Source organism: Priestia sp. J2, from assembly GCF_020790095.1.
Taxonomy (GTDB): Bacteria; Bacillota; Bacilli; order Bacillales; family Bacillaceae_H; genus Priestia; species Priestia zanthoxyli.
This window is the reverse complement of record NZ_CP086208.1, coordinates 1,461,870-1,484,584: the sequence shown is the minus strand read 5'-3', so window position 1 is coordinate 1,484,584 and position 22,715 is coordinate 1,461,870. Positions and strand designations below refer to the sequence as shown.

Here is a 22,715-nt window from a genome sequence, read left to right as displayed (position 1 = left end):
GCCTTTCGATTGATCAATTAAACTACCGCTGGGGAGTGTGTCATCATTGCTGCTTTATAACGCTGACCAAAGTATTCAACTTCTAAAACCATTTCTTCATTTACAGCTTGAGATAATAAGGTGTGTACAATTCCTTTGCCTAAGCTGTATGAATAGCCAGCACTTGTCACAAATCCGAGGGCCGTTTCTCCATAAAAGACCGGTTCATATCCCATTACTATCACTGAAGGATCATCTAATATGAGCGTCGCTAATACTGTTTCAGAATCTTTTCGCTGACGATCAAGCAATGCCTCTTTTCCAATAAAAACTGGTTTTGTTAAATCAACCATTTCATGAAGGTCGACTTCATATGGATGATGTTCGCTCCAAAAGTCTTTCCCGCTTTTTAACGAAAAAGATTCAATTCGAAGGTTTTCAAGAGCTCGGTCTCCCCCAGCAATCAGCTGATAAGGCTGTCCTTCTTCCATTAATAAATCCCATAAATTCAGACCGTGATCGGAAGTCGTAATTAATTCCCATCTCTCCATTCCCCCGCAGGAATCACGCAGAGCAAGGACTGAAACATTTTCGATAAACAGCGTTTTCGCTTGCCCTTCAATCCAAGTGTTGCCAAGGTCTGAGCGTTGAACCATGGACTTCATTACTCCTGTAGCTTTAGGGCCAATTAATGCTAAACTGCATGTCCCTGACGTTACATCTTGAAAAACAACTTGATCGCTGTGTGGCACGTGTTTTTGAATCCAGCTTGCTTCTACAGCTCCCGTACAAACAATCAAGAAAGTGGATATATTTTTGCGAATAACCGTTATTTGATCTTTTATGCCGCCTCGCTCATGCAACATACACGTGCGTATGCTTTGACCTACTGCAATGTCTATATTTCCTGTCGTTAGCTTCTGTAAAAACTGGAGAGCTCCTTCTCCTTTAATTTCTAACCTTTTCTTTGCTGCCGTTGTATCGTAAAGAGCTGCGTGCTGACGAGTATGCAAATGTTCAGCTTCAATAATTGGTGACCAATATTCAGCAGCCCATCCATTTCTTATTACCATCATCTTTTCATAAGTAGACATAAGCGGATAGTTAGCTTCATACCACTGGGGCTGCTCCCATCCTGCTTTTTCATTAAAATAAGCTTTCAGTTCTTGTTGACGCATATAAAATGGACTCACGCGCATGTTTCGCGATACTTTTCGCTGCATAAATGGATGGTGAATACTATAAACCTCTTCATACTCTTCAATAGACCGCTGTTTGTAATAAGCAGGGCTGCATGCATACGTATCGAAACGATTAATGTCGCATAGCTCTAAATCCACAGTCGGCGCACCATTCATCATCCATTCAGCCATTTGTTTTGCGACACCTGCAGAGTGCGTTACCCATATAGCTTCTGCTACCCAAAATCCCCGTACCGTTTGTGATTCACCAAGCAGCGGCATACCATCGGGCGTGAATGAAAAAATGCCGTTCATTCCTTTTTTTATTCCCGTTTGTTTTAATGTCGGAATTAACTCTATTGAATCTTCCCACGGTTTTTCAAAATCTTTTGGTGTAAAAGGTTTAACAGAAGGCATTTCTTTTGTTTCTCCGTATTTTGTAATATCACTGAGTTCAACTGGAAACGGCTCATGCTGATATGATCCAATCCCAAGCCCTTTTTCTACTTGACGAAAATAAATTGAATTATCTTGATCTCGAATAAGAGGAGTGGCGGCTTCTTCCGTTTCTCCGTTCAACTCAAGTAAATCATTTGTAAACACATATTGATGAGCCATTGGCTGAAGAGGGATCGTTACACCGACCATTTCTCCGATGCGAGGTCCCCAAAATCCAGCACAGCATACGATTACATCTGCTTCGAATTTCCCGACACTTGTGTACACTGCTTTTACTTGACCCTTTGTCACTTCAATATCCGTCACTTCTGTATGACCGTAAAACTCTACTCCGCACTCTTTAGAAAAACGAGTCATTTTATCAACGGCATGCAAAGGTTTAGCAATACCGTCTGACGGAACATAGAGACCTCCGCAAATACGATCAGGACAAATCAACGAATTTTTTTCCGCGCATTCCTGCGGTGAAAGAAGAAAAGCTTCGATTCCCCATGAGCTGGCAACACCAGCCTTTCTCTTTAGATCTTCTAATCGCTCTGGTGTACGGGCAACTTCTAAACTGCCGACAGGATAAAACGAGCGCTGTTCATCTGTACTCAACTCTTTAAAGGTCTCGACTGTTTGAGAAGCTAGTGTTGTCAGGATTTTTGAAAAGCTAAGCTGAAATACAAGCCCCGGAGCGTGAGAGGTAGATCCTCCTGTTTCAAGCAAAGGGCCTTGCTCAATCACTGTTATGTTTCTTTGCCCCATTTTACTTAAATAGTAGGCAATGCTGCACCCGACAATTCCAGCTCCTATCACTACTATTTTTTTATGTTCCATCACTTTATATCTCCCTCCTTTTTTGGTTTGAAGATGTTAAATATTGTCGATAGTTAATTATATTTTTAATATTCATAATTTTCAAAGTATTTTGTTAAAAAGTGTGACATAGATTTTTTTCCCTTTCTTCCGCTAATGTTCGGATAACGCTTTCTTAACTTTAAAATCCCAGAAAAATCGCCGTTTTTTTCTTTCGAATAACGAATTTTAAAGAAACTATCTATCTGTCAAAATGACACTTATCAATGAATGGTTATACCAAAAATGACGGAAAGAAGATAGCTAAAATAACTTAGCTATCTTCTTTTTAAACCATTTACCGATTAATTAATTTTGAAGGCTTAAATACTTTTGCTTATTTTTAGACCAAAGTTGCCTGTTTGACTACTTTTTTCATTTCTTCTGCAACGTTTCTTTTGTCTTTTTCACTTGTAATCCCCCCTCCTACAATCACAAGATCCGGCTGTGACTGCACGACTTCAGGAAGTGTATTCAGTTTAATACCTCCTGCCACCGCTGTTTTTGCATTTTTCACAACTCGTTTAATCGTTTGAAGCTGCTCGAACGGAGTCTCTCCTTCAGCTTGAAGATCATACCCTGTGTGTACACAAATATAGTCAACACCGAGTGCATCGACTTCTTTTGCACGTTGTTCAAGGTTTTTTACATTAATCATATCGACAAGAATTTGTGTTCCTTGTTTTTTGGCCTCTTCTATAGCGCCTTTTATAGTCGAATCGTCAGTAGCGCCAAGTATGGTAATAATACTAGCACCCGCTTCAGAAGCTTTCATGACTTCATAAGCACCTGCATCCATAATTTTCAAATCAACTAATACCTTTAAAGACGGAAATGCTTCCTTGATTTCTTTGACTGCTTTTAGCCCTTCGTTAATCACAACCGGAGTACCAATTTCTACAATATCGATATACTCTTGAACCTCCTGCACTACTTCTTTTGCCTCTGAAATGTTTACAAGATCCAATGCTAATTGAAGTTCCATACCTGCTTCACTCCTTCATTAAATGAGGTTGCCTAGCATGAATTCATTGTAAAACCGTTACTTTCAAAAAAAAAGTAGGCACTTTTAAAACATATAGTCACTAAAAATATACTATGAATGCGTGTATCTTATCACTTGCATTTATTTTAGAAAATTCTGAATAATAAAGGCGTTTTTGTAACCTTCTCAAGAAAAGATTTTATCCCATATGTGTGGAGTTATTCATTTCAGGTTCTATAAAGGTTTCCATATAATTTTTTCCCCACTCGTCCATGCTTTCAAGAATGGGCATCAAGCTTCTCCCGTGCTCAGTCAAGGAATATTCAACTTTTGGAGGTACAACCGGATAGACTTTTCGGTGAACGATTTGATCTTCTTCTAATTCTCGCAGCTGACTTACTAACATTCGCTGAGTAATTCCCGGCATCATAGATTTTAACTCACCAAATCGCTTTGTTCCTTCTTTTCCTAGATGCCACATAATCAACATTTTCCACTTGCCTCCAATAATCGTCAACGTTAATTCCTTTTCACAGTTAAACGTTTTGCTAAAAAGTCTGCTCAATCCTTTTTCCTCCCTTTTTATGTGTAATAGTATAGTTTTAGACACTATATGAAAATAAAGTGTCTACTTATAAAGGAAAATTGTACCTGCTATACTGTAATCTGTAAAGATGGTAAAAGACTATATTCACTGCAATAGACCGTTAAAATAAAGGAGGAGATCAATTGGACAGCGTAGCTCGTTCACGTGATAATTGTCTCAAGTCTCATTTACCACAAGCGTTAGAAGTGGATTCCATGACCTTTATCTTATTTGGAGCAACAGGAGATTTAGCTAAAAGAAAAATTTTTCCTGCGTTATATAATTTATTTTTAGATAAAAAGCTGCCTTCTTCCTTTTCTATTATTGGTACGGGTAGAAGCAACTGGTCTAATGATGCCTTTCAAATATATGTAGGAGAATCCGTAAAGACTTTTTCAAGGCGCTTTAGCCAAGGTGAATCCAAGATAAAAGAATTTCTTAAGACAGTTCGCTATCATAAAATGGATGTTACCAACAGTGATGGATATGACCAGTTGCTGCATGCTATTCAAGAAGGTGAAGCAGAATTAAATATTCCTGAAAATCGTCTTTTCTATTTATCAGTGGCTCCTGAATTTGTAGACGTTATTGCTTCCAATATAAATAGCGGCGGATTAGGATCTACAAAAGGCTTGAAACGTCTTATTATCGAAAAGCCTTTCGGACACGATTTACAATCTGCTCAAGTGTTAAATCAAAAGCTTACTGAAACGTTCAATGAAGAAGAGATTTATCGTATCGACCACTATCTGGGAAAACCAATGATTCAAAATTTGGAGGCTCTAGCAGCTGCAAACCCTATTTTACAAGCACTATGGAATCATCACTACGTTGCAAATGTCCAAATTACAGCTAGTGAAACAGTTGGTGTAGAAGAAAGAGCGCCTTACTATGATCAGTCCGGTGCAATTAGGGATATGTTCCAAAACCATATGCTTCAAATGCTTATGATGACTGCCATGCAGCTGCCAAAGACACTTAACATCGCAAAGACTCGCCAACAAAAGATAAAAATTATGAAAAGCCTTCGCCCTCTACAAAAAGAGGTTATCCATTCGAACGTCATAAGAGGTCAATACAAAGCGGGAAAAATCCAAAATTGTTCCGTTATAGGATATAAAGAAGAGCCCGGCATCAATGCTGCTTCCGTCAATGACACATTTATAGCAGTCCGGGTATGGATTGATCATGAGCTTTGGAAAGGAGTGCCTTTCTATCTTCGCACGGGAAAAAGAATGAGTAAAAAATGCACGCGTATCGTCATTGAATTTAAACATCCTTTAAAGGAGGTTTATACAGCCGATGAAATCATTCCTAACCTTTTAGTTGTCGAAATCAGCCCAAATGAAGGTATTTCGCTGCAATTAAACAGCAAAAATCCTTTGAATGGCAATAAAATCGAACCTATTTTTATCAATTTCTCCACAAATCAAAAAGAAGTACCAGAAGCTTATGAACTGCTGTTATTTGATGCTCTACAGGGAGACTCCACGTTTTTTGCTCATTGGGAAGAAGTTGAATTATCTTGGAAATGGGTGCAGCCTATTTTAGAAGCTTTTAACAATGAGGACTTTCCTCTTCATTTTTACTCTGCTGGTACAATGGGACCAACAGCTTCAAAGCATTTGTTAGAAGAAGATGGGTTTAAGTGGTGGTAGTTTTATAATTACCCTAGATTATTTCTAATCTATAAAAAGAGATTGAGACATAACTAAAACAATGGAAAGATCCGAATGATACGTTGTTCGGACCTTCCTTTAACTAAAACATTCATGTTCCATCCTCTTTTTGTACATGTTTCAAATAACTTCACCTGGCTAAATCTATGACACTTAAAAAATTAAATCTTCGTATCTTCTTTATTTAATATCAGCCATTTGATTTTTCGATCTCGCTCTTTTCTTTCTTGTTCATCAACCAAATCATATTTCTTCAGCAAATGAAACATCTCGTTTAATGTTGTTTGCGAAGGGTTTCGCACGAGAAACTCATGAAATAATGAACGAATATCTTCTGGCAGCCACTGTGACTGCGAATTAAACTTCTGATGTACATCTTCTACCGAGTGGTCTAAATTACATTTACCCATACCTTTTCCTCCTCTTTTATGTAACTGTTTTGCATTTTTTAGTCTTCTTGGCGTTTAAACGTATTTGGCATAACAACTGCCACAACTTCTCCGGTCGCAACAATAATGTCATTCGCGTATACTTCTGTTTTAACTCTCCATTTCTTCGGGTGAATTTCTTCAACGGTTCCTATCGCTTTTAGTACTTCACCCTGTGGCGTTGGTTTTTTAAAATCTACGTGGAGAGAACCGGTAACAAACCGCGGCGGCTCTGCTGAATCTCCTATTTCGCAGCCATTTTTACGGTATAGAGCAAGAGATGCAGAGCCTGTTCCATGACAATCAATCAGTGATGCAAGAAGTCCGCCATATACAAATCCTGGTATAGCTGTATGTTCAGGCTTAGGTGTATAAAGGGTAATTGTTTTTTCTCCTAGCCATCCTGTCCGAAAATGATAGCCGTCTTGATTTAATCGGCCGCAGCCGTAACACCATGCAAAATCATCCGGATATTCGTCTTGAATCGCTTTTACTACTTTTTCCATGGTTCACCACTCCTTTTTTCGGAATATTTTAACACATTTTCTCTTACAATCGTTAGAACTAAACGGACTATTTTCAAGCTTACATAACTAAAAATCTTAGAAGAAAAGCCTCACTTAAAAAATAAGTGAGGCCTTATCGTTAAAATTCTTCATAGGCAGCGGGGTCTTGATTATTAAGTCTTCCATCTTCGCGGTTCAATTCTGAAAGCATATTCATCTCCGTTTCATCTAAAGAAAATGAAAAAATCGATATGTTTTCAATCTGCCGCTTGCGGGATGACGATTTAGGAATTGCAATCGCTCCTAGCTGATAATGCCATCGTAAAATTATTTGTGAAACTGTTTTATTATGACGGTCCGCAATTTGTTTAATTGCTTCATTTTCTAAAACAGCACTTGCTCGTCCTAGTGGACTCCAAGATTGAATCTGAATGTTTTTTTCTTGATACCAATTTCGGTATTGATGTTGATTAAAAAAAGGATGAAGTTCAATTTGGTTGATGCTTGGTAAAATGCCCGTCTCTTTTTCCAATCGCTCAATATGCTCGGGAAGAAAATTACAAACACCAATTGAACGAATCAAGCCCCAGCGCTTCGCATCAATCAGTGCTTGCCAAGCTTCTACATAATGATCTTGTTTAGGATTAGGCCAATGAATAAGATACAAATCGTAATAGTCTAAATTCGCGCGATATAAAGATTCTTGAATGGTAGGAATTGCTTTGTCATACGTATGGTATCGCCCTGGGAGTTTAGAGGTAACAAATAGTTCTTGTCTAGAAACCGGTGTTTTTCGGAGAGCTTGCCCCACAGTGCCTTCATTTTCGTAATTATAAGCAGTATCGATTAAACGATACCCTACATCAATCGCACTCGTTATAGCGTTGACTCCTTCATTTCCGTTAAGCTTGTATGTACCAAAACCTATAGCAGGCAAGGTTCCCCCGTCATTAAGGGTTATTTCAGGAATTACTTTACTCATTATTATCCACTCCTTTCGATCATGCCCTAAGGTTAGCATATATTATCCAATACTTGAATAAATCTGCATCACTCCTTTTCACAAAGGAGTGATGCTTTTAAAACAATCCAAAAAGCGATTACGGAGAAACCTCCGTTTTAAACTCATTAACTTCGCACTTTTCTGCTTCTTTCTTGTTTTTAGTTAACGTAAAGAAAGCTACAAAACCTAAAAGCGCCGTACTAAATAAGATAGCAGCCATCGGAATCGCTGTTGTTTCGTTGATCCCTACTAAAGGAGAAACAATTGATCCTAAAGTTAATGGAAGCATACCTAACACGGCACTCGCACTCCCTGCTCTATGTCCTTGATTTTTCATTGCCAATGTCACCGAGCCTGTGATCGTCATTCCTATAGAGATCATGTAAATAAAAATGGGAATAACAATCGTAGCAAGCGGTCCTTTAAGCATAGTCATGATAAGAAGTACGCTAGTAGCACTTACAGCCGTAATCACGGCAATGCGAAGCAGGCTTCTTTCATGGATAATTCCGCTAAAGCGCCCAATAATAAAGCTTCCAGTCACAATAGCCAAGCCGTTAATACCAAACAAAATGCTAAAAACTTGCGGAGAAACATGGTATATCCCTTGATAGACAAATGGAGTGCCTGATACATAAGCAAAGCTTCCTCCATGGACCAGTCCGATAGTTAGGGCATACCCAATAAAAGAACGGTCTTGTAATAAACTGCCCATTGTGCGAACAGAATGACCAATTGAACTTGGTGTTCTATTTTCAATGGGCAAAGTTTCTTTTAAACGCATTGAGATTGTTAAAACAATTAAAAGACCTATTAAACTTAAAAACAAGAAAATAGTATGCCAGCTTGCAAAAGGAAGAAGTAAAATAGCACCTCCGGCCATCGGTGCTATCATTGGTGCAAAGGCATTGATAACCATTAACAGAGCAAAAAACTTCGTAAGTTCTCTTCCGCTAAAAACGTCTCTGACAATGGCGCGAGAAAGAACAACTCCTGCCGAAGCCGTAAACCCCTGCAAAAAGCGTGCGATAACTAAAGCCGTGATAGTAGGAGCCAGTGCACAGAGCAATGACGATAACATAAATAAAGAGATGGAGATGAGTAAAGGTCCTTTTCGTCCCTTTGCATCACTGATTGGACCAATCACGATTTGACCAACGGCAAGTCCTAGTAAACACGATGTTAAGCTAAGCTGTACAAGTGAAGCTCGCGCATCTAAATGATCAGCAATAGCTGGAAAACTTGGCAAATACATATCGATATTAAGCGGACCTAATATCGCAAGCGTGCTGAGAAGAAACGCCAATCCTAGACGTTTTTTTCCAGTTGGATTATGAAGCATAATAGCAGAGCACCTTCCTTACCTAAATATTGTATTTTCACAGATAACCTCTAGTCTATTGAAAGGCACCCCTTCTGTCTAGGACATTTGTCTAGAGATGCAGATAAAGTTCCACTGGCAAAGAAGGAGGTATGAGTAACTACAACTACATACGGTTAACATAAAAAACAGCGCTTGAAATTCCTCCAAGCGCTGTTTTTTATATACTATCTAATGCCTGCTGTAAATCTCTCATAATATCTTCCCAAGCTTCCAGCCCAACTGATAAACGAAGAAGTTCATTTGAGATGCCCATTTCTTTTCGAGCTTCTTCCGGCACAACTGCATGCGTCATCGAGGCAGGATGCTGAATAAGTGTTTCAGCATCCCCAAGACTCACCGCAATGGAAATGAGCTTAAGCTGATTCACCACTTTTACGGTTTCTTTATAACCGCCTTCCACTTCAAAAGAGAGAAGCCCCCCTCCTTTTTTCATTTGCTTTTTCATGAGAGAATAAGCAGTGCTGTTTTTATCCCCTGGATAATAAACGGCTTTTACCTTGGGATGGAGACTTAATTGTTTTGCGATATGTTCAGCATTCTCACAGTGGCGATCCATTCGAACGGCCAGTGTTTTTAAGCCTCGGAGTAACAGCCACGCATCAAATGGTGAAAGAATACCTCCAATATCTTTTTGCGTCGTTTTGCGCAGTACGGAAATAACCTCTTTGTCCCCTACTACAATTCCTGCCACAACATCTCCGTGTCCACCAATAAATTTAGTTGCGCTATGAATAACTAAGTCGCATCCAAGCTTCAGCGGCTGCTGCAAATAAGGAGTTGAAAAGGTATTGTCTACTACCACGGGAATTCCTTTTTGTTTGGCGATACAAGTCACTAACTCTAAATCTACTAAAGTCATAGTCGGGTTAATCGGTGTTTCAATATAAATACATGCTGTATCTTCTTTGATAGCAGCAAGAATTTCTTCCTCAGTTTCCAAGTTGGAAAAAGAATGATGGATTTGATATTTTTCCTCAAGCATTTCCAGTAAACCAAACGTGCATCCATACACTCCTTTAGAACATAAAATATGATCGCCTGCTTTTGTAAGTCCAATCAATACAGCCGATACTGCAGCCATTCCTGATCCAAATGCCAAAGCGGCTTCGCCTTCTTCAAGCTGTGCCATACGCTCTTCTAAAATGGTGACCGTCGGATTAGATAACCGAGAATATACATAACCATTTTCTTCTCCGCTAAATCGGTTTGCACCTTGTTCTAGAGATGAAAATGTAAATGTAGACGTTTGATAAATAGGTGGAGCTAAACTATCAAAATGATGTTTTGATTCGTACCCTGCGTGAATGGCTTTTGTTTCAAACTGATATTTCTTTTTTTCGTTCATACGGCTTCCCCCTTATGCAAACAAGCGCTGTGTCATTTTTAAAAATGTAAGCGTTTTCTTTTATTATATTTCTCTTTTCTTTTTTCGTTCCCTGCCTATCTATGTAGATAATTCCACCGTAGAGAAGGAAGCGACATGCACACTGCACCTCGCTTTACTTCATCATCTGTTTAATTAGTATTGAATTACGCTTTTTAAATACTTCATTATGAGAAGAAACCATAGCTGTCTTAGCAGCAGAGGGCTGAACGAATTGTTTTGCTTTGTTTACGGCATTAGCAGCATCTTGAAAAGCGCCGGTAATCAGATGGACTTTTCCTTCGTGCATGAGAAGATCTCCAGCTGCATATACACCTTCTACAGACGTTTCGCTTGCTGCATTACCTGCAACGTAATAGTCATCAATGGTTTTGATATGTAGTTCGCTGTTTTTTAACAGCTCTGTATCTCTTTTATAACCGTGATTAATGATAACTTCGTCAATCGATAAATAAGAAACCTCACCGGTTTGATGATTAGTCAGCTCAACTTTTTCAATAAATTCATGCGTCGCATCAGCCACTAATTTTGTAATAGATGTGTTAAGCAGACACCGAGCCGAACTGTTTATTAATTGTCTTACTTGTGCTTCATGACCGTTTAGTTCACTGTTTCGGTACGTAATATATACCTTTTTAGCAACGGGCTCTAGCTCATTTGCCCAATCAATGGCTGAATTGCCTCCCCCGGAAACAATCACCGTTTTATTTTTAAAATGCTGCAGAGATTTAACCGTATAGTTTAAGTTTGATATTTCAAAACGTTCTGCTCCTTCAATTTTGAGCTTTTGCGGATTTAAAATACCTCCTCCAACAGCAAGGATAATGGTTTTAGAGTAATGATGTTCACCTGAAGAACCCGTCAGCTGGAAAATACCATCTTTCAAGCGAGAAATGGATTCAATCTTCTCATCTAAAACAACAGTCGGATCAAACGTCAGTCCTTGTTCCACAAGCTGTTCAATAAGCTTCGCACCGGAAATAGGCGTTTGGCCCCCTACATCCCAAATCATTTTTTCAGGATAAACGTGAAGTTTTCCGCCTAGTTTTGGCTGATATTCAATCAGCTTTGTTTTCATTTCCCTTAGCCCGCTATAAAAGGCAGAATAAAGGCCAGCCGGTCCCCCGCCTATAATTGTCACATCAAAAAGTTCATTGTGTATCATGCACGTTCACTCCTCGTAATCAATTGTCATTGATTATCATTCTCATTTAAATATACATCTTCTTCAACGTTTTGACAATAAAAATAACTATTGACATCCGGAAACGTTCGAATTATAGTATGTAAAGTAAACGATACTGATAATCATTATCAAGTATTTGTTGTATTAAATGTAAACGGAGGGTCAGATATGGTTCGCCTATATACAGAGAAATTACATATTAGTTATGGTGAACGTCTAATAGTAAAGAATTTAAGCGTTAACATTCCAGACAAAAAGATTACTACAATTATTGGTTCAAACGGATGCGGCAAATCAACGCTTTTGAAAGCCATTACCCGCATTATTTCTCATCAATCCGGTTCCGTTATTTTAGACGGCGAAAACATTTCAACAGAACATACAAAAGCACTCGCTAAAAAAATGGCTATTCTCCCTCAAACCCCTGAAAGTGCTAAAGGCTTAACGGTGGGAGAACTTGTATCTTATGGGCGATTTCCCTATCAAAAGGGGTTTGGGCGTCTATCAAAAGAAGATTATCAAACGATTGACTGGGCTCTTGAAGTAACCGGAACAAAAGATTACAAGTTTCGTCCTGTAGATTCTCTTTCAGGCGGTCAGCGCCAGCGAGTGTGGATTGCGATGGCTTTAGCTCAAGAAACCGATATTATATTTCTTGATGAGCCGACTACCTACTTGGATATGGCTCATCAGTTAGAAGTGCTTGAGCTGCTTCAAAAATTAAACAAAGAGCAAGGACGTACAGTTGTAATGGTGCTTCATGATCTAAATCAAGCCGCTCGCTTTGCGGATTATATTATCGCTTTAAAAGATGGTGAAATTGTCAAAGCCGGAAAATGTGAAGAAGTCATTACGCAGGACGTTCTAAAAAAAGTGTTTCATATCGACGCTGAAATTGGACGAGATCCGAGAACAAATAAACCAATGTGCATCACGTATAACTTATTAAGAGGAGATAACTAAATGAAAAAATTATTGCTTCCATTCATGCTTATATTCGTATTACTTATTAGTGCCTGCAGCAGCGGTTCAACTGAAAGCAAAAATGATTCTAGCAAAAACAGCGAATCCAAGACGATCACATATCAATCTGAAGACGGCCCTGTAAAAGTTCCGGCTAATCCGAAACGTGTTGTTGTGTTAGGTTCCTATGCAGGTAACGTACTTTCTTTAGGTGTTAACATTGTCGGAGTAGACTCATGGTCTAAAATGAATCCCCGCTTTGAAAAGAAATTAAAAGGCGTGGAAGAAGTCTCAGACGAAAATTTAGAAAAGATCATTGAATTAAAGCCTGACTTAATTATTGGCTTATCTACTACAAAAAATATTGATAAATTGAAAAAAATTGCCCCTACTGTCACGTATACATACGATAAAGTAGATTACCTTACTCAGCATGTAGAAATTGGAAAGCTATTAAATAAAGAAAAAGAAGCACAATCATGGGTAGACGACTTTAAAAAGCGTGCGGCAAAAGCTGGTTCTGATATCAAAGCTAAAATTGGCGAAGATAGCACGGTTTCAGTTATTGAGAACTTTGACAAGCAGCTTTATGTGTTTGGGGATAACTGGGGACGCGGAACGGAGATTCTTTATCAAGAAATGAAATTAAAAATGCCGGAGAAAGTAAAGAAAATGGCTTTGAAAGATGGATACTATGCGATTTCGCCAGAAGTTCTTCCTGAATATGCCGGAGATTATTTAATCTTTAGCAAAAACCAAGATGGAGATACATCATTTGAGAAAACAGATACGTACAAAAATATTCCTGCTGTAAAGAATAATCACGTATTTGAAGCAAATGCAAAAGAATTTTATTTTAATGATCCAATCACATTAGATTATCAACTAGATTTCTTTACTCAAAAATTTCTTGGCAAGTAATTCATTCAAGAGGAATTCTTTTTAGAATTCCTCTTACTTTGTTTTACTAAATTTATTCTTACATGAAAAGATGGGTGTGTTATGAAAAAAGACAATCAGCGTTTCGTTCCTTTTTTATACAAATTAATAGGTATGCTGCTCGTATTCATCATAATGTTTGTTTCTTCAATGGTTTTTGGCGCTGCTGACATATCGATAAAAGATGTATGGCTAGCACTTTCATCAAGCAGTGTAAACGAACAGATTTCGATCATCAGAGATATTCGTTTACCTCGTGAAATCGCCGCTGTTTTTGTGGGGGCTGCTTTATCAGTATCAGGGGCTATTATGCAAGGTATGACAAGAAACCCACTTGCAGATCCAGGACTTTTAGGGTTAACGTCTGGCGCAAATGCGGCTTTAGCTGTAACAATTGCCTTGATCCCTGCTATAAATTATTTGGGTATTACGATTGCTTGCTTTATAGGAGCCGGGGTTGGCGCAATCCTAGTGTTTGGGATTGCTGCTCTAAAAAGAGGAGGATTTTCTCCGCTTCGAATTGTACTAGCGGGAGCTGCCGTTTCAGCATTTCTTTATGCCATTGGAGAAGGCGTTGGTATTTATTTCAAAATTTCAAAAGATATATCGATGTGGACTGCTGGGGGAATGGTAGGCACTTCTTGGGAACAGCTTCAAATCATTGTTCCTTTTATTCTCGGAGGTATATTCATTGCCCTTTTGCTTTCTCGGCAGCTTACTATTCTGAGTTTAAATGAAGAAGTGGCTGTAGGATTGGGCCAGCAAACGACAAAAGTCAAAACCATTTTATTTGTCGTCATGATTCTTCTTGCGGGTGCTTCTGTTGCGCTAGTGGGAAACATGGTGTTTATCGGCTTGATGATTCCTCATATTGTACGAGGAATTGTAGGAACTGACTATCGTTTTATTATCCCTATGTCCGCTATCACTGGCGCAGCGTTTATGCTGCTCGCTGATACATTGGCTCGAACGGTCAGTGCTCCTTATGAAACACCGATAGCAGCAGTTGTATCGATGATTGGTTTACCTTTCTTTTTAGTTATTGTTCGTAAAGGAGGAAAAGCATTCTCATGATTCACCCAGCGCTTATTAGAAAACAACGAATAATTATGATGCTTCTCACTGTTTTGATTCTTGGAACGGTTGTGATAGGAATGGGACTCGGTGATGCACCCCTTCCTTACAATAAAGTGTTTCCTACTCTTTTTGGCAAAGGGAATTTTGCAGATGAGTTCGTTCTTTTTTCAATTCGACTTCCGCGAATTATCATTACTCTTTTAGCAGGAATGGCTCTAGCTTTATCAGGCGCTATCTTACAAGGTGTTACGCGCAATGACTTAGCGGAACCTGGAATTATAGGAATTAATTCAGGAGCAGGCGTCGCAATTGCTGTGTTCTTTTTATTTTCCCCAATTGAAGCAGGCTCTTTCGTTTATGCCCTTCCGCTGGTAGGCTTTATCGGCGCCTTGTTGACAGCTGGTCTTATCTATCTTTGTGCATATAGTAAAAGCCAAGGACTGCAGCCTGTAAAGTTGATTTTAACAGGCGTAGGTTTTTCAATGGCTCTTTCTGGAATGATGGTGGTGATTATGTCATCAGCTGATCGGGTTAAAGTTGATTTTATTGCTAAATGGATTGCAGGGAGCATCTGGGGGACAGACTGGCCTTTTATATGGGCTCTTCTACCTTGGCTTCTTGTCTTGATTCCTTTTATATTGTACAAAGCAAACTCATTAAACATTTTTAATTTAAATGAAGCTGCAGCTATTGGAGTCGGAATTTCTCTGGAGAAAGAACGTGTAACATTGCTTTTAGCCGCGGTGGCATTAGCGGCAGCCGCGGTTTCAGTGACGGGCGGCGTGGCTTTTATTGGACTTCTTGCTCCTCATATTGCTAAAGGCTTAGTAGGACCGAGAAGTCAGCTTTTTATTCCCGTTGCTATTCTACTTGGCGGTTGGCTTTTGCTGATTGCAGATACGATAGGACATAACATTGCCAATCCTAACGGTATACCGGCAGGAATTATTGCCGCCGTAATCGGTGCTCCTTATTTTGTTTATTTGCTTTTGAAAAAATAATAAGCGAGGCTAAGAAATAACGAACCACTAATCAAACATTTCGATTAGTGGTTCATTTTTCACTTGGGCTAAAATACTTTTACCTCAGCTTCAGTTTTGCTTTTTTTGTCTTTCATCTGCAGCGTTCGCTCTAGCCTGTGCTTCTAAATCGTCTTGGTCTGCTAATTCACGAGAAAACTCTTCATCTACTCCATCTCCTTTAGATGCAGGATAATCCGCTACCTTTTTTAATTGTTTTTTCAACTCTTTTTCATTCATTATGAACACTCCTTTATTCTAGACTGTTAATAGTATGCGTTTGTCGTTTCTGCACTATGTGGAGAAAGAAGGAATTTTACCAATAAGACCGAAGGCATACATAATAAGAAAAAGAAAGGACGTGTTATATGGTCATCATTATTACGCTCTCTATTATCATTGTATTTGTTATTTTACTGCTGTGCGTGGTTACCACTTCGAAAGCTTATGATTACAAACATACGGTAGATCCACTTACAAAAAAACAAGACGAAAAAAAGTAGGTGAGCTCGTTTCACACCTACTTTTTGTATTACCCTCGCAGTGATTTTAAATCATGATCGTTCAATTGAAATGCTTGCTTAATTTTGTCTTCCAAGTTTTTTGTTACTCTTCGCTTACCCACTTCAACCAGTGCAATTAAAGAAAAACTGCAGTTCACTGCTTGAGCGAAGTTTCGCTGATTCATATTGTAGTTTTTCCGAATGTTTTTTACCATCTCTTTATTCATTTACACTCACTCCGCTTAACTCAATATACTTTTTTCTGCTCAAGTTCAAGTCACATGTTCATCTAGCTGCCGACAGAGCGTGAGAAATTGCTGCTGCTCTTCTTCTTTATAGCATGCAAACAGTTTTTCAACCCTTTGCTGCATGTCTTTCTCAGCCGCTTGAATCACTTGTTTTCCCTTGTTTGTAAGCTCAACCATAACTTTACGCCGATCTTCTTTTGAATGGTAGCGCTCCACAAGATTCAGTTCATACAAACGTGTAATTGATGCTGTGATAACGCTTGGGCTCGCCTTCATTTCGTCTGCCACTTTGGTCACAGGCATTGTACGTGCACGTTCAACAATCAGTAAAATATGATATTGAAAAGGGGTAATTCTGTAATACTGTAAAAGGCTTTTTACATTTGTCATTACTTTTTTGTTTAAAGATATTGAAATTCTTTGAATTTCTTCACCAAATATCAATGGATCCATCCACCTCACCGCCCCTTTCTCTCCAACATGTTTTATGATGAACTTTTGATTCTATAGCACTTTATGAATTTATACTTTTTGGAGCTGGAAGCATACGAATATCTTCCTCTTGAGCTTTTGATTTCTTTTTTTCGACTACTTTATCTTTACGTACGTCACGAAGGAAGAAACTTAAAATTAAACCGATAACAGAAATCGCTGTTGCCCAATAAAAAGCATCGTTAATACCTTGAATCGTACCTTGCTGCGTCATTTTTCCAGATAAAATCGTCAGCGCTTGCTGCTGAGCTTGATCTTGTGATAAATGCAAAGTAGCAGCTACTTTTTGTACAAATAAATGAAAGCTATTCATAAAGAATGGATCAGACGTATTCATGGAACTGCTGATTTCATTTACATGATACGTTGTACGGTTTGTAAAAATGGTCGTCATTAAACTAATACCAATTGAACCACTTACTTGACGAAGCGTATTAGACATTGACGTTCCGTGACTGCTTAGTCGCTGCGGAAGCTGATTTAAACCCGCTGTCATAATTGGCATCATTAACAGTGACATACCGAACGAGCGGATAATATAAATCGCTAAAATATGATTAAATGGTGTATCCATCGTCAGCTTCGTAAATTCAAACGTTGAAATAGATGTAATGAGCATACCAACGATTGCTAGCGGACGAGGTCCCACTTTATCAAACAATGTACCTGAAATCGGGGACATAACCAGCATAACAAGTGCGCCAGGAAGCAACAGCAGTCCTGAATCAAAAGCAGAATATCCGCGGATATTTTGCAAGTAAATTGGAAGCAAGAACATACCTGCGTACATACTGATTGTAATCGCAATACTAATAATATTTGATAGTGAAAAAATATTATATTTAAACACGCGCATATCCAATAGCGGCTTTTCAGATTTAATTTGTTGAAGAACAAATATAATTAAAAGAACTGCCCCGCCAATGATTGTAGAAAGAACAACTGAATCCGTCCAGCCGTCATTTCCAGCTTCACTAAATCCGTAAAGCAATAATCCCATACCTGCAAGTGATGTCACAACCGAAGGCATGTGAACTTTTACATCCTTTGGAGGCTGAATGTCTTTTAATTGAAAGAAAGCAATAATTAATACAATCGCACCTAATGGCACCATGCCGTTAAAAAGGATGTGCCAATCATAGTTTTGAATAACCCATCCAGATAATGTTGGACCAATAGCCGGTGCGAACATCATGGCTAATCCAAAAATACCCATCCCTTTTCCTCGCATGTGAGGAGGGAAAATAAACACAATAATGGTCATAACAAGAGGCGATAAGACACCTCCGCCAATAGCTTGAATTAAACGGCCGGTAAGCATAATCGAAAATGTAGGTGCAATTCCGCAAATCAATGACCCTACTGTAAAACAAACCATTGCAAATAAGAACAAGCGACGCACACCAAATCGTTCAATTAAAAAAGCTGAAAGCGGAATTAACGCCCCGTTCACAAGCATATATCCAGTTAACAACCACTGAGCTGTATTTGCGGTTACGCCAAACTCAGTAATTAAATGCGGGATGGCTACGTTTAGTAACGTTTGATTTAATATTGCAAGAAACAAACCAAGCATTAAAACAATCAATAGCGGAATATGCTTTTTGATGGATCCATCACTTGTGTTTTCTATACTGGCTGTCATCATATTTCCTCCCTTCTTGAACTGTTGTAGTAAGAATTAGTCTTTTGAAATTTTTACTTCAGCGTTCATTCCTGGTAGCACATGCTCTGAATAATTGGAAATAGAGATTTTTACAGGAACCGTTTGAGATACTTTTGTGTAGTTTCCATCTGAGCTTGAGTTCGATGTTAAAGCTGAAAGTGAATTAGTTGCATATCCCACTTCTTCAACTTTACCGTCAATTTTTGTACCACTGTCTCCATCTACTGTTACATCTACATCGTCGCCCTCTTTAATATCCTTAAGCTGATCCTCTTTGATATTCGCTACGATAAATAGATCTTTCATATCTACTTCGGTTGCAATTTGCTGTCCAGCTTGAACCATTTGATTTTCTTTTACATTTGTTTGAATAATTTTTCCATCTGCTGGTACTGTAGCAGCTACAGAGCCTTTTTCAGCTTGAATCTTAGCAATTTCAGCATCTTTTGATACATCATTTCCTTCTTCCACTGTCCAGCTTGCTACCTTACCTGCTGCAGGTGCAACTACGTTGTATACATCTCCAGATACTTTAGCGTTATCCGTTGTAATATAGTTCGATTTTTGAACGTAATAATATCCTCCTCCAATTAATAAAGCTAAAATAACGATGATTCCAATAAAATTTGTTACCATTAAGCGACTTCTAGACATTCATTACTCCTCCTTAATACTTCACTAATAAAATTACTTTTTTATATAGCTTTTTCATAAAGATATTATCTCCATCTATTAGGAGATATGTTTCTTTATAATCATCTATTTGGTTAACCACCTAAATAACTTTATCATAAAGATATTTTTTCGTAAAGATATTAATTTAAAAATAATAACGATGGTTAAAGATAATCATTGCCATCCTTTACAATTGTTTCATTTTATTTTAGAGTTAGTTTATATATGTCCGTAGTGTACAAGGAGATGGAAGCTAGCATGGATAACAATTTAGAATCAAAAATTGAGCACCTTTACCAAATTAACACATCTTTTTTTCAATATATGCGACATTTAGTCGAAGAAACATTAAAAACACAGCCTTATCACTTAACACCCACTAAGTTTTATATCTTAAACTACATTGCCAGCGGCACAAAGTATATGGTAGCAGATATTTCAAATAAACTTCACTTAACCTCGGGCGCTACAACTAGCTTATTAAATCAATTGGAAGAAGAATCTCTCATTCAGCGCGTGCGAGACGAAAAAGACCGGAGAGTGGTGTGGGTTTCATTGACCGATGAATCAAAAAAGCTTGTTTCAATGATTACAGAGAAGCGAAATGTATTTTTAAAAGATATGCTAGCAGCTCTAACTGTAGAAGAACAAGAAGAATATTTTCGCTTATTAAATAAAATGGATGCCCTTTTAAGTGATAAATATGGATTTTCATATTAGATTATCCAAAAGAGCTCCGCTTCGAATTGAAGCGAAGCTCTTTGTTATTTTAGAAAGCAGAATTTATTAGGGCAGCTGCTTTGTCAGGAAAATCGATAAAAGGATTTCGATTGCCTTGCAATTCAAAAATTGCTGCATTGCGATGTTTTTCATAAAGTGAAACATTAAATTCTTCATGCCATTTTAGTAAAAGAGGAAGATCTACTCGCGAAGAGTCAATTTTATTATGATAGCGAATTAAAAAATAAAGCGTAGCTCGAGCCACAATTCCTTTTCCATATTCGGGTTCAAACTTACCTTTTTCTGCTTTGCCGCATCCTTCTTTCACATCTGATTGCTTAACTTCCGGTGTATAATCCGGGAAGTCAATATAAGAAGAATTACCTCTTCGACTGTTACAAGAAGGCTCACACGCAAATAAATGATGTAAATCGCCTCTCATAGGCTCTTGTTTTCCAAACCAGGACTGCGAGACAACGTGCTCACAGTTTAGCAGTATATCATTGTTTGAAACAGATGAGTTAGTAAGCGACTGAAGTGCATCAATATCTTTTTGTATCGTTTCTAAAGGATCCATTCCTTTTCCTGAATACAGACTCTTCAGCTCTCCATTCTCCTGTAGATCCACCCATGGATATACATATTTATGGGGGGAATAACTTAGCAAATGCTGATGCGTTTCCGTTAACAAAGCTTGCATGGCTTCTCTTTCAAAAAGAGTACCTCGATAATAAAGATTTTTACTCTCTTCATCCGTCTTTTCATCATAATAGCTTCGATTGTTTACGTATTGCTGATAAAGGGCTTTTGCCTGCTGTTTTTCCACCATTAATATATCTAAACTGCTTCTCATCCCATCACCTCTGAAGTCATTTGACGTTGAACTTCACGCAACAGCTTTTCAACAATGGTCAAGTGCACAAACCCGTTTCCTACTTCTCTTGGTGATTCATTTAATGGAAGTGTTCTTCTGATTAACTGTGCGTAAAGCTCTGGTTCTGTAAGTTCTCTTCCAAACGTTTCATTTGAAAGAACTTTTATCAATGCCAAAGCTCCCGCTACGTGAGGCGTTGCCATAGAAGTTCCGCTCAGTGCGGCATACTTTCCATTCAAGTAAGTTGATACGATCCTCTCTCCCGGAGCCACTACGTCTACTTCGTTGTTCGAGTTGGAAAATATCGAAGAACGTTTCTCTAAATCAACCGCTCCTACGCTAATCACTTCATTATATGAGCCTGGGTACGCAAACTCATCTGTGGAGCTTTCTCCATCTCCTTCATTTCCCGCTGCGCAGACAACTAAAATATTCTGATCAACAGCATCTTGAATCGCTTCATGTAGCTCAGGCACATCGGCCGGACCTCCAAGTGACATTGAAATGATATCTACTTTTTGCTGAATGGCGTAGGTAATACCTTCGATAATCCACTCATATTGACCTGAACCATTCCCATCAAGTACTTTCAGGATAAGTAAATTCACCTCCGGCGCCACTCCTACAACACCATTTCCATTATGAGCTGCTGCAATTGTGCCTGCTACGTGAGTACCATGACCATTATAGTCTTGATAAACATCAGGATTTTGTTGATCATCGTGCGTGAAATTTCTTCCTCCAATAATTCGTTCCTGCAAATCTGGGTGTGTAACCTCACAGCCAGTATCCAAAACCGCTACGGTTATTCCCTGTCCTTTTGTTTGCTTCCATACTTCCTCTGCTCCAATTAGAGCGACTCCTTCTGGGACTTCATTAAATTGATTCAATTGTTCAACTACTTGAAATGGGATAATGCGCACTTTGTTCTTCATTTAGATTCCCCCTGCAGGATTAAATGGAAGCTAGTTCATGGTGGGATCACTTTTAATCGCTTATTTTTGGAGTTCACTCATCGAGGTTTGTTGCTTCTAAACTTATTATAACACAAAATAGAACACACGTTTGTATTTTTGTAATTTTTTTTAAAATAAACAAAAAGCAGAAGCGAAATTTCCGCCTCTGCTTTTTGTTTATTGTTGGTTTTTAGAGGAATCAGGAACGGCACATTGACCATCTGCACAAAAGGCATCATCTGCGCCTTCTGGAGAAAGACTCTTCAAAGTGGGAGTCGGATTTTCTTCTTCCCATACTTGTTGGAGAGCCCCTACAAATGTCTCGACTGGCTGTGCACCTGAAATCGCATATTTTTGATTAATAACAAAATACGGAACACCGCTAATGCCATATTGCTGAGCCGTTGCTTCATCACTGCGCACTTCATTTGCATATGCGTTTTTATCCGTAAGAATTTGACGTGCTTCTTCTCGGTCAAGACCTGCATCTTCTGCAACAGCAACCAGCGTCTCTTCTTCACCTAAATGTTTTGACTCAGTAAAATATGCATAAAGAAGCTTTTCTGTCATGGCTGCTTCTTTTCCTTGAGCTTTTGCAAATTTAGCTAAACGATGAGCGTCAAATGTATTAGTTGGCTTCATATCGTCAAAATTAAAGGATAATCCCACACCAGCTGCCTGCTGTCCGATACCTTCATTTGCTTGCTTTGCTTGTTCAATGGTCATTCCATACTTAGCAGCAAGAGCTTCATTAATCGTTTTACCAGTATTAACTGGGGCATTTGGATCTAGCTCGAAGCTTTTAAATTCAACCTGCACATCATCTTTGTCTGCAAATTGCTGAAGCGCTTGCTCTAATCGACGCTTTCCAATATAACAAAAAGGACAGACAAAATCTGACCAAACTTCTATTTTCATCGTGACACCTCTTCAATTCAAGATAATTCTTATCGTAGCATACCTTTGAAGAAATTCCATCATAA

The 22,715-nt window shown here is 38.5% G+C and carries 24 protein-coding genes; 7 read left to right on the top strand and 17 right to left on the bottom strand.

Annotated features, from left to right (window positions below; genetic code table 11):
* Nucleotides 1–17: 17 nt before the first annotated feature.
* The 3 genes from LJY09_RS07565 to LJY09_RS07555 all read right to left on the bottom strand — a co-directional run bounded on the left by LJY09_RS07565 (nt 18) and on the right by LJY09_RS07555 (nt 4,009).
* Nucleotides 18–2,441: a GcvT family protein gene (locus LJY09_RS07565; protein WP_228307769.1), complete on the bottom strand. Its 2,424-nt coding sequence runs from the start codon at nt 2,439–2,441 to the stop codon at nt 18–20.
* A 361-nt stretch (nt 2,442–2,802) separates the two neighbouring features.
* Nucleotides 2,803–3,444, bottom strand: coding sequence for a 3-hexulose-6-phosphate synthase (gene hxlA / locus LJY09_RS07560; RefSeq protein ID WP_098113431.1), 642 nt, complete (start codon nt 3,442–3,444; stop codon nt 2,803–2,805).
* Nucleotides 3,445–3,643: 199 nt separating this feature from the next.
* Nucleotides 3,644–4,009, bottom strand: a complete 366-nt coding sequence (locus tag LJY09_RS07555) for a winged helix-turn-helix transcriptional regulator (protein ID WP_014460848.1) — start codon at nt 4,007–4,009, stop codon at nt 3,644–3,646.
* A gap of 164 nt (nt 4,010–4,173) precedes the next feature.
* On the opposite strand from LJY09_RS07555, the gene zwf reads away from it, so the two are divergent.
* Nucleotides 4,174–5,688 carry a glucose-6-phosphate dehydrogenase gene (zwf, locus tag LJY09_RS07550; RefSeq protein WP_098113432.1) on the top strand — a complete coding sequence of 505 codons (1,515 nt, stop codon included), beginning with the start codon at nt 4,174–4,176 and terminating at the stop codon, nt 5,686–5,688.
* A gap of 182 nt (nt 5,689–5,870) precedes the next feature.
* Here the strand turns inward: zwf and LJY09_RS07545 are convergent, their stop codons facing one another.
* The 6 genes from LJY09_RS07545 to LJY09_RS07520 form a co-directional block, all read right to left on the bottom strand.
* A complete protein-coding gene (locus LJY09_RS07545) occupies nt 5,871–6,119 on the bottom strand; it encodes a hypothetical protein (RefSeq protein WP_033578485.1) in 249 nt (82 codons plus the stop codon).
* 38 nt (nt 6,120–6,157) lie between these two features.
* A complete protein-coding gene (locus LJY09_RS07540) occupies nt 6,158–6,643 on the bottom strand; it encodes a PaaI family thioesterase (RefSeq protein ID WP_098113433.1) in 486 nt (161 codons plus the stop codon).
* 139 nt (nt 6,644–6,782) lie between these two features.
* On the bottom strand, nt 6,783–7,625 hold the full coding sequence (locus tag LJY09_RS07535) for an aldo/keto reductase (protein ID WP_098113434.1): 843 nt from the start codon (nt 7,623–7,625) through the stop codon (nt 6,783–6,785).
* Between the two features lie 118 nt (nt 7,626–7,743).
* Nucleotides 7,744–8,988, bottom strand: coding sequence for a Bcr/CflA family efflux MFS transporter (locus LJY09_RS07530; RefSeq protein ID WP_099000053.1), 1,245 nt, complete (start codon nt 8,986–8,988; stop codon nt 7,744–7,746).
* A 199-nt stretch (nt 8,989–9,187) separates the two neighbouring features.
* Entirely contained in the window at nt 9,188–10,375 is a 1,188-nt protein-coding gene (megL, locus tag LJY09_RS07525) for a methionine gamma-lyase (RefSeq protein ID WP_033578482.1), read from the bottom strand.
* A gap of 154 nt (nt 10,376–10,529) precedes the next feature.
* Complete coding sequence (locus tag LJY09_RS07520) at nt 10,530–11,579, bottom strand: NAD(P)/FAD-dependent oxidoreductase (protein ID WP_098113436.1); 1,050 nt, start codon at nt 11,577–11,579, stop codon at nt 10,530–10,532.
* 189 nt (nt 11,580–11,768) lie between these two features.
* Here LJY09_RS07520 and LJY09_RS07515 point away from each other — a divergent pair, with 189 nt between their 5' ends.
* The 4 genes from LJY09_RS07515 (at nt 11,769) to LJY09_RS07500 (ending at nt 15,580) form a co-directional block, all read left to right on the top strand.
* Entirely contained in the window at nt 11,769–12,563 is a 795-nt protein-coding gene (locus LJY09_RS07515; protein ID WP_014460855.1) for an ABC transporter ATP-binding protein, read from the top strand.
* Complete coding sequence (locus tag LJY09_RS07510; RefSeq protein ID WP_028413979.1) at nt 12,564–13,484, top strand: iron-hydroxamate ABC transporter substrate-binding protein; 921 nt, start codon at nt 12,564–12,566, stop codon at nt 13,482–13,484.
* 81 nt (nt 13,485–13,565) lie between these two features.
* The gene (locus LJY09_RS07505) at nt 13,566–14,576 is read left to right on the top strand and encodes a FecCD family ABC transporter permease (protein ID WP_099000055.1); all 1,011 of its coding nucleotides are present in this window, start codon (nt 13,566–13,568) and stop codon (nt 14,574–14,576) included.
* Entirely contained in the window at nt 14,573–15,580 is a 1,008-nt protein-coding gene (locus LJY09_RS07500) for a FecCD family ABC transporter permease (protein ID WP_228307639.1), read from the top strand. Before LJY09_RS07505 ends, LJY09_RS07500 begins: the two co-directional genes overlap by 4 nt.
* Before the next feature lie 90 nt (nt 15,581–15,670).
* Here LJY09_RS07500 and LJY09_RS07495 read toward each other — a convergent pair whose 3' ends face one another.
* The gene (locus tag LJY09_RS07495; protein WP_228307638.1) at nt 15,671–15,838 is read right to left on the bottom strand and encodes a YfhD family protein; all 168 of its coding nucleotides are present in this window, start codon (nt 15,836–15,838) and stop codon (nt 15,671–15,673) included.
* Between the two features lie 128 nt (nt 15,839–15,966).
* Between LJY09_RS07495 and ytzI the strand changes: the two genes are divergently transcribed.
* Nucleotides 15,967–16,101: a YtzI protein gene (gene ytzI, locus LJY09_RS07490; protein WP_014460859.1), complete on the top strand. Its 135-nt coding sequence runs from the start codon at nt 15,967–15,969 to the stop codon at nt 16,099–16,101.
* Between the two features lie 29 nt (nt 16,102–16,130).
* On the opposite strand, the gene LJY09_RS07485 is transcribed toward ytzI, so the two are convergent.
* The 4 genes from LJY09_RS07485 to LJY09_RS07470 all read right to left on the bottom strand — a co-directional run bounded on the left by LJY09_RS07485 (nt 16,131) and on the right by LJY09_RS07470 (nt 19,161).
* Nucleotides 16,131–16,328, bottom strand: a complete 198-nt coding sequence (locus LJY09_RS07485) for a helix-turn-helix domain-containing protein (RefSeq protein WP_047751337.1) — start codon at nt 16,326–16,328, stop codon at nt 16,131–16,133.
* 45 nt (nt 16,329–16,373) lie between these two features.
* The gene (locus LJY09_RS07480) at nt 16,374–16,802 is read right to left on the bottom strand and encodes a MarR family winged helix-turn-helix transcriptional regulator (protein WP_047751338.1); all 429 of its coding nucleotides are present in this window, start codon (nt 16,800–16,802) and stop codon (nt 16,374–16,376) included.
* Between the two features lie 61 nt (nt 16,803–16,863).
* Nucleotides 16,864–18,489 carry a DHA2 family efflux MFS transporter permease subunit gene (locus LJY09_RS07475; protein WP_099000060.1) on the bottom strand — a complete coding sequence of 542 codons (1,626 nt, stop codon included), beginning with the start codon at nt 18,487–18,489 and terminating at the stop codon, nt 16,864–16,866.
* A gap of 33 nt (nt 18,490–18,522) precedes the next feature.
* On the bottom strand, nt 18,523–19,161 hold the full coding sequence (locus tag LJY09_RS07470; RefSeq protein ID WP_099000061.1) for a biotin/lipoyl-containing protein: 639 nt from the start codon (nt 19,159–19,161) through the stop codon (nt 18,523–18,525).
* Nucleotides 19,162–19,440: 279 nt separating this feature from the next.
* Between LJY09_RS07470 and LJY09_RS07465 the strand changes: the two genes are divergently transcribed.
* A complete protein-coding gene (locus tag LJY09_RS07465; protein ID WP_014460864.1) occupies nt 19,441–19,902 on the top strand; it encodes a MarR family winged helix-turn-helix transcriptional regulator in 462 nt (153 codons plus the stop codon).
* A gap of 49 nt (nt 19,903–19,951) precedes the next feature.
* Here LJY09_RS07465 and LJY09_RS07460 read toward each other — a convergent pair whose 3' ends face one another.
* The 3 genes from LJY09_RS07460 to LJY09_RS07450 all read right to left on the bottom strand — a co-directional run bounded on the left by LJY09_RS07460 (nt 19,952) and on the right by LJY09_RS07450 (nt 22,650).
* Nucleotides 19,952–20,755: an endonuclease I family protein gene (locus tag LJY09_RS07460; RefSeq protein ID WP_228307637.1), complete on the bottom strand. Its 804-nt coding sequence runs from the start codon at nt 20,753–20,755 to the stop codon at nt 19,952–19,954.
* Entirely contained in the window at nt 20,752–21,711 is a 960-nt protein-coding gene (locus tag LJY09_RS07455; RefSeq protein ID WP_099000064.1) for a S8 family peptidase, read from the bottom strand. Before LJY09_RS07455 ends, LJY09_RS07460 begins: the two co-directional genes overlap by 4 nt.
* 198 nt (nt 21,712–21,909) lie before the next feature.
* The gene (locus LJY09_RS07450) at nt 21,910–22,650 is read right to left on the bottom strand and encodes a DsbA family oxidoreductase (RefSeq protein ID WP_099000066.1); all 741 of its coding nucleotides are present in this window, start codon (nt 22,648–22,650) and stop codon (nt 21,910–21,912) included.
* Nucleotides 22,651–22,715: the final 65 nt, after the last annotated feature.

What these genes read in the sequence shown, in the direction of transcription:
- LJY09_RS07565 (WP_228307769.1), bottom strand. Translation starts at nt 2,441, where the DNA reads ATGGAACATAAAAAAATAGTAGTGATAGGAGCTGGAATTGTCGGGTGC.
- hxlA (WP_098113431.1), bottom strand. Translation starts at nt 3,444, where the DNA reads ATGGAACTTCAATTAGCATTGGATCTTGTAAACATTTCAGAGGCAAAA.
- LJY09_RS07545 (WP_033578485.1), bottom strand. Translation starts at nt 6,119, where the DNA reads ATGGGTAAATGTAATTTAGACCACTCGGTAGAAGATGTACATCAGAAG.
- LJY09_RS07540 (WP_098113433.1), bottom strand. Translation starts at nt 6,643, where the DNA reads ATGGAAAAAGTAGTAAAAGCGATTCAAGACGAATATCCGGATGATTTT.
- LJY09_RS07535 (WP_098113434.1), bottom strand. Translation starts at nt 7,625, where the DNA reads ATGAGTAAAGTAATTCCTGAAATAACCCTTAATGACGGGGGAACCTTG.
- LJY09_RS07530 (WP_099000053.1), bottom strand. Translation starts at nt 8,988, where the DNA reads ATGCTTCATAATCCAACTGGAAAAAAACGTCTAGGATTGGCGTTTCTT.
- megL (WP_033578482.1), bottom strand. Translation starts at nt 10,375, where the DNA reads ATGAACGAAAAAAAGAAATATCAGTTTGAAACAAAAGCCATTCACGCA.
- LJY09_RS07520 (WP_098113436.1), bottom strand. Translation starts at nt 11,579, where the DNA reads ATGATACACAATGAACTTTTTGATGTGACAATTATAGGCGGGGGACCG.
- LJY09_RS07515 (WP_014460855.1), top strand. Translation starts at nt 11,769, where the DNA reads ATGGTTCGCCTATATACAGAGAAATTACATATTAGTTATGGTGAACGT.
- LJY09_RS07510 (WP_028413979.1), top strand. Translation starts at nt 12,564, where the DNA reads ATGAAAAAATTATTGCTTCCATTCATGCTTATATTCGTATTACTTATT.
- LJY09_RS07505 (WP_099000055.1), top strand. Translation starts at nt 13,566, where the DNA reads ATGAAAAAAGACAATCAGCGTTTCGTTCCTTTTTTATACAAATTAATA.
- LJY09_RS07500 (WP_228307639.1), top strand. Translation starts at nt 14,573, where the DNA reads ATGATTCACCCAGCGCTTATTAGAAAACAACGAATAATTATGATGCTT.
- LJY09_RS07495 (WP_228307638.1), bottom strand. Translation starts at nt 15,838, where the DNA reads ATGAATGAAAAAGAGTTGAAAAAACAATTAAAAAAGGTAGCGGATTAT.
- ytzI (WP_014460859.1), top strand. Translation starts at nt 15,967, where the DNA reads ATGGTCATCATTATTACGCTCTCTATTATCATTGTATTTGTTATTTTA.
- LJY09_RS07485 (WP_047751337.1), bottom strand. Translation starts at nt 16,328, where the DNA reads ATGAATAAAGAGATGGTAAAAAACATTCGGAAAAACTACAATATGAAT.
- LJY09_RS07480 (WP_047751338.1), bottom strand. Translation starts at nt 16,802, where the DNA reads ATGGATCCATTGATATTTGGTGAAGAAATTCAAAGAATTTCAATATCT.
- LJY09_RS07475 (WP_099000060.1), bottom strand. Translation starts at nt 18,489, where the DNA reads ATGATGACAGCCAGTATAGAAAACACAAGTGATGGATCCATCAAAAAG.
- LJY09_RS07470 (WP_099000061.1), bottom strand. Translation starts at nt 19,161, where the DNA reads ATGTCTAGAAGTCGCTTAATGGTAACAAATTTTATTGGAATCATCGTT.
- LJY09_RS07465 (WP_014460864.1), top strand. Translation starts at nt 19,441, where the DNA reads ATGGATAACAATTTAGAATCAAAAATTGAGCACCTTTACCAAATTAAC.
- LJY09_RS07460 (WP_228307637.1), bottom strand. Translation starts at nt 20,755, where the DNA reads ATGAGAAGCAGTTTAGATATATTAATGGTGGAAAAACAGCAGGCAAAA.
- LJY09_RS07455 (WP_099000064.1), bottom strand. Translation starts at nt 21,711, where the DNA reads ATGAAGAACAAAGTGCGCATTATCCCATTTCAAGTAGTTGAACAATTG.
- LJY09_RS07450 (WP_099000066.1), bottom strand. Translation starts at nt 22,650, where the DNA reads ATGAAAATAGAAGTTTGGTCAGATTTTGTCTGTCCTTTTTGTTATATT.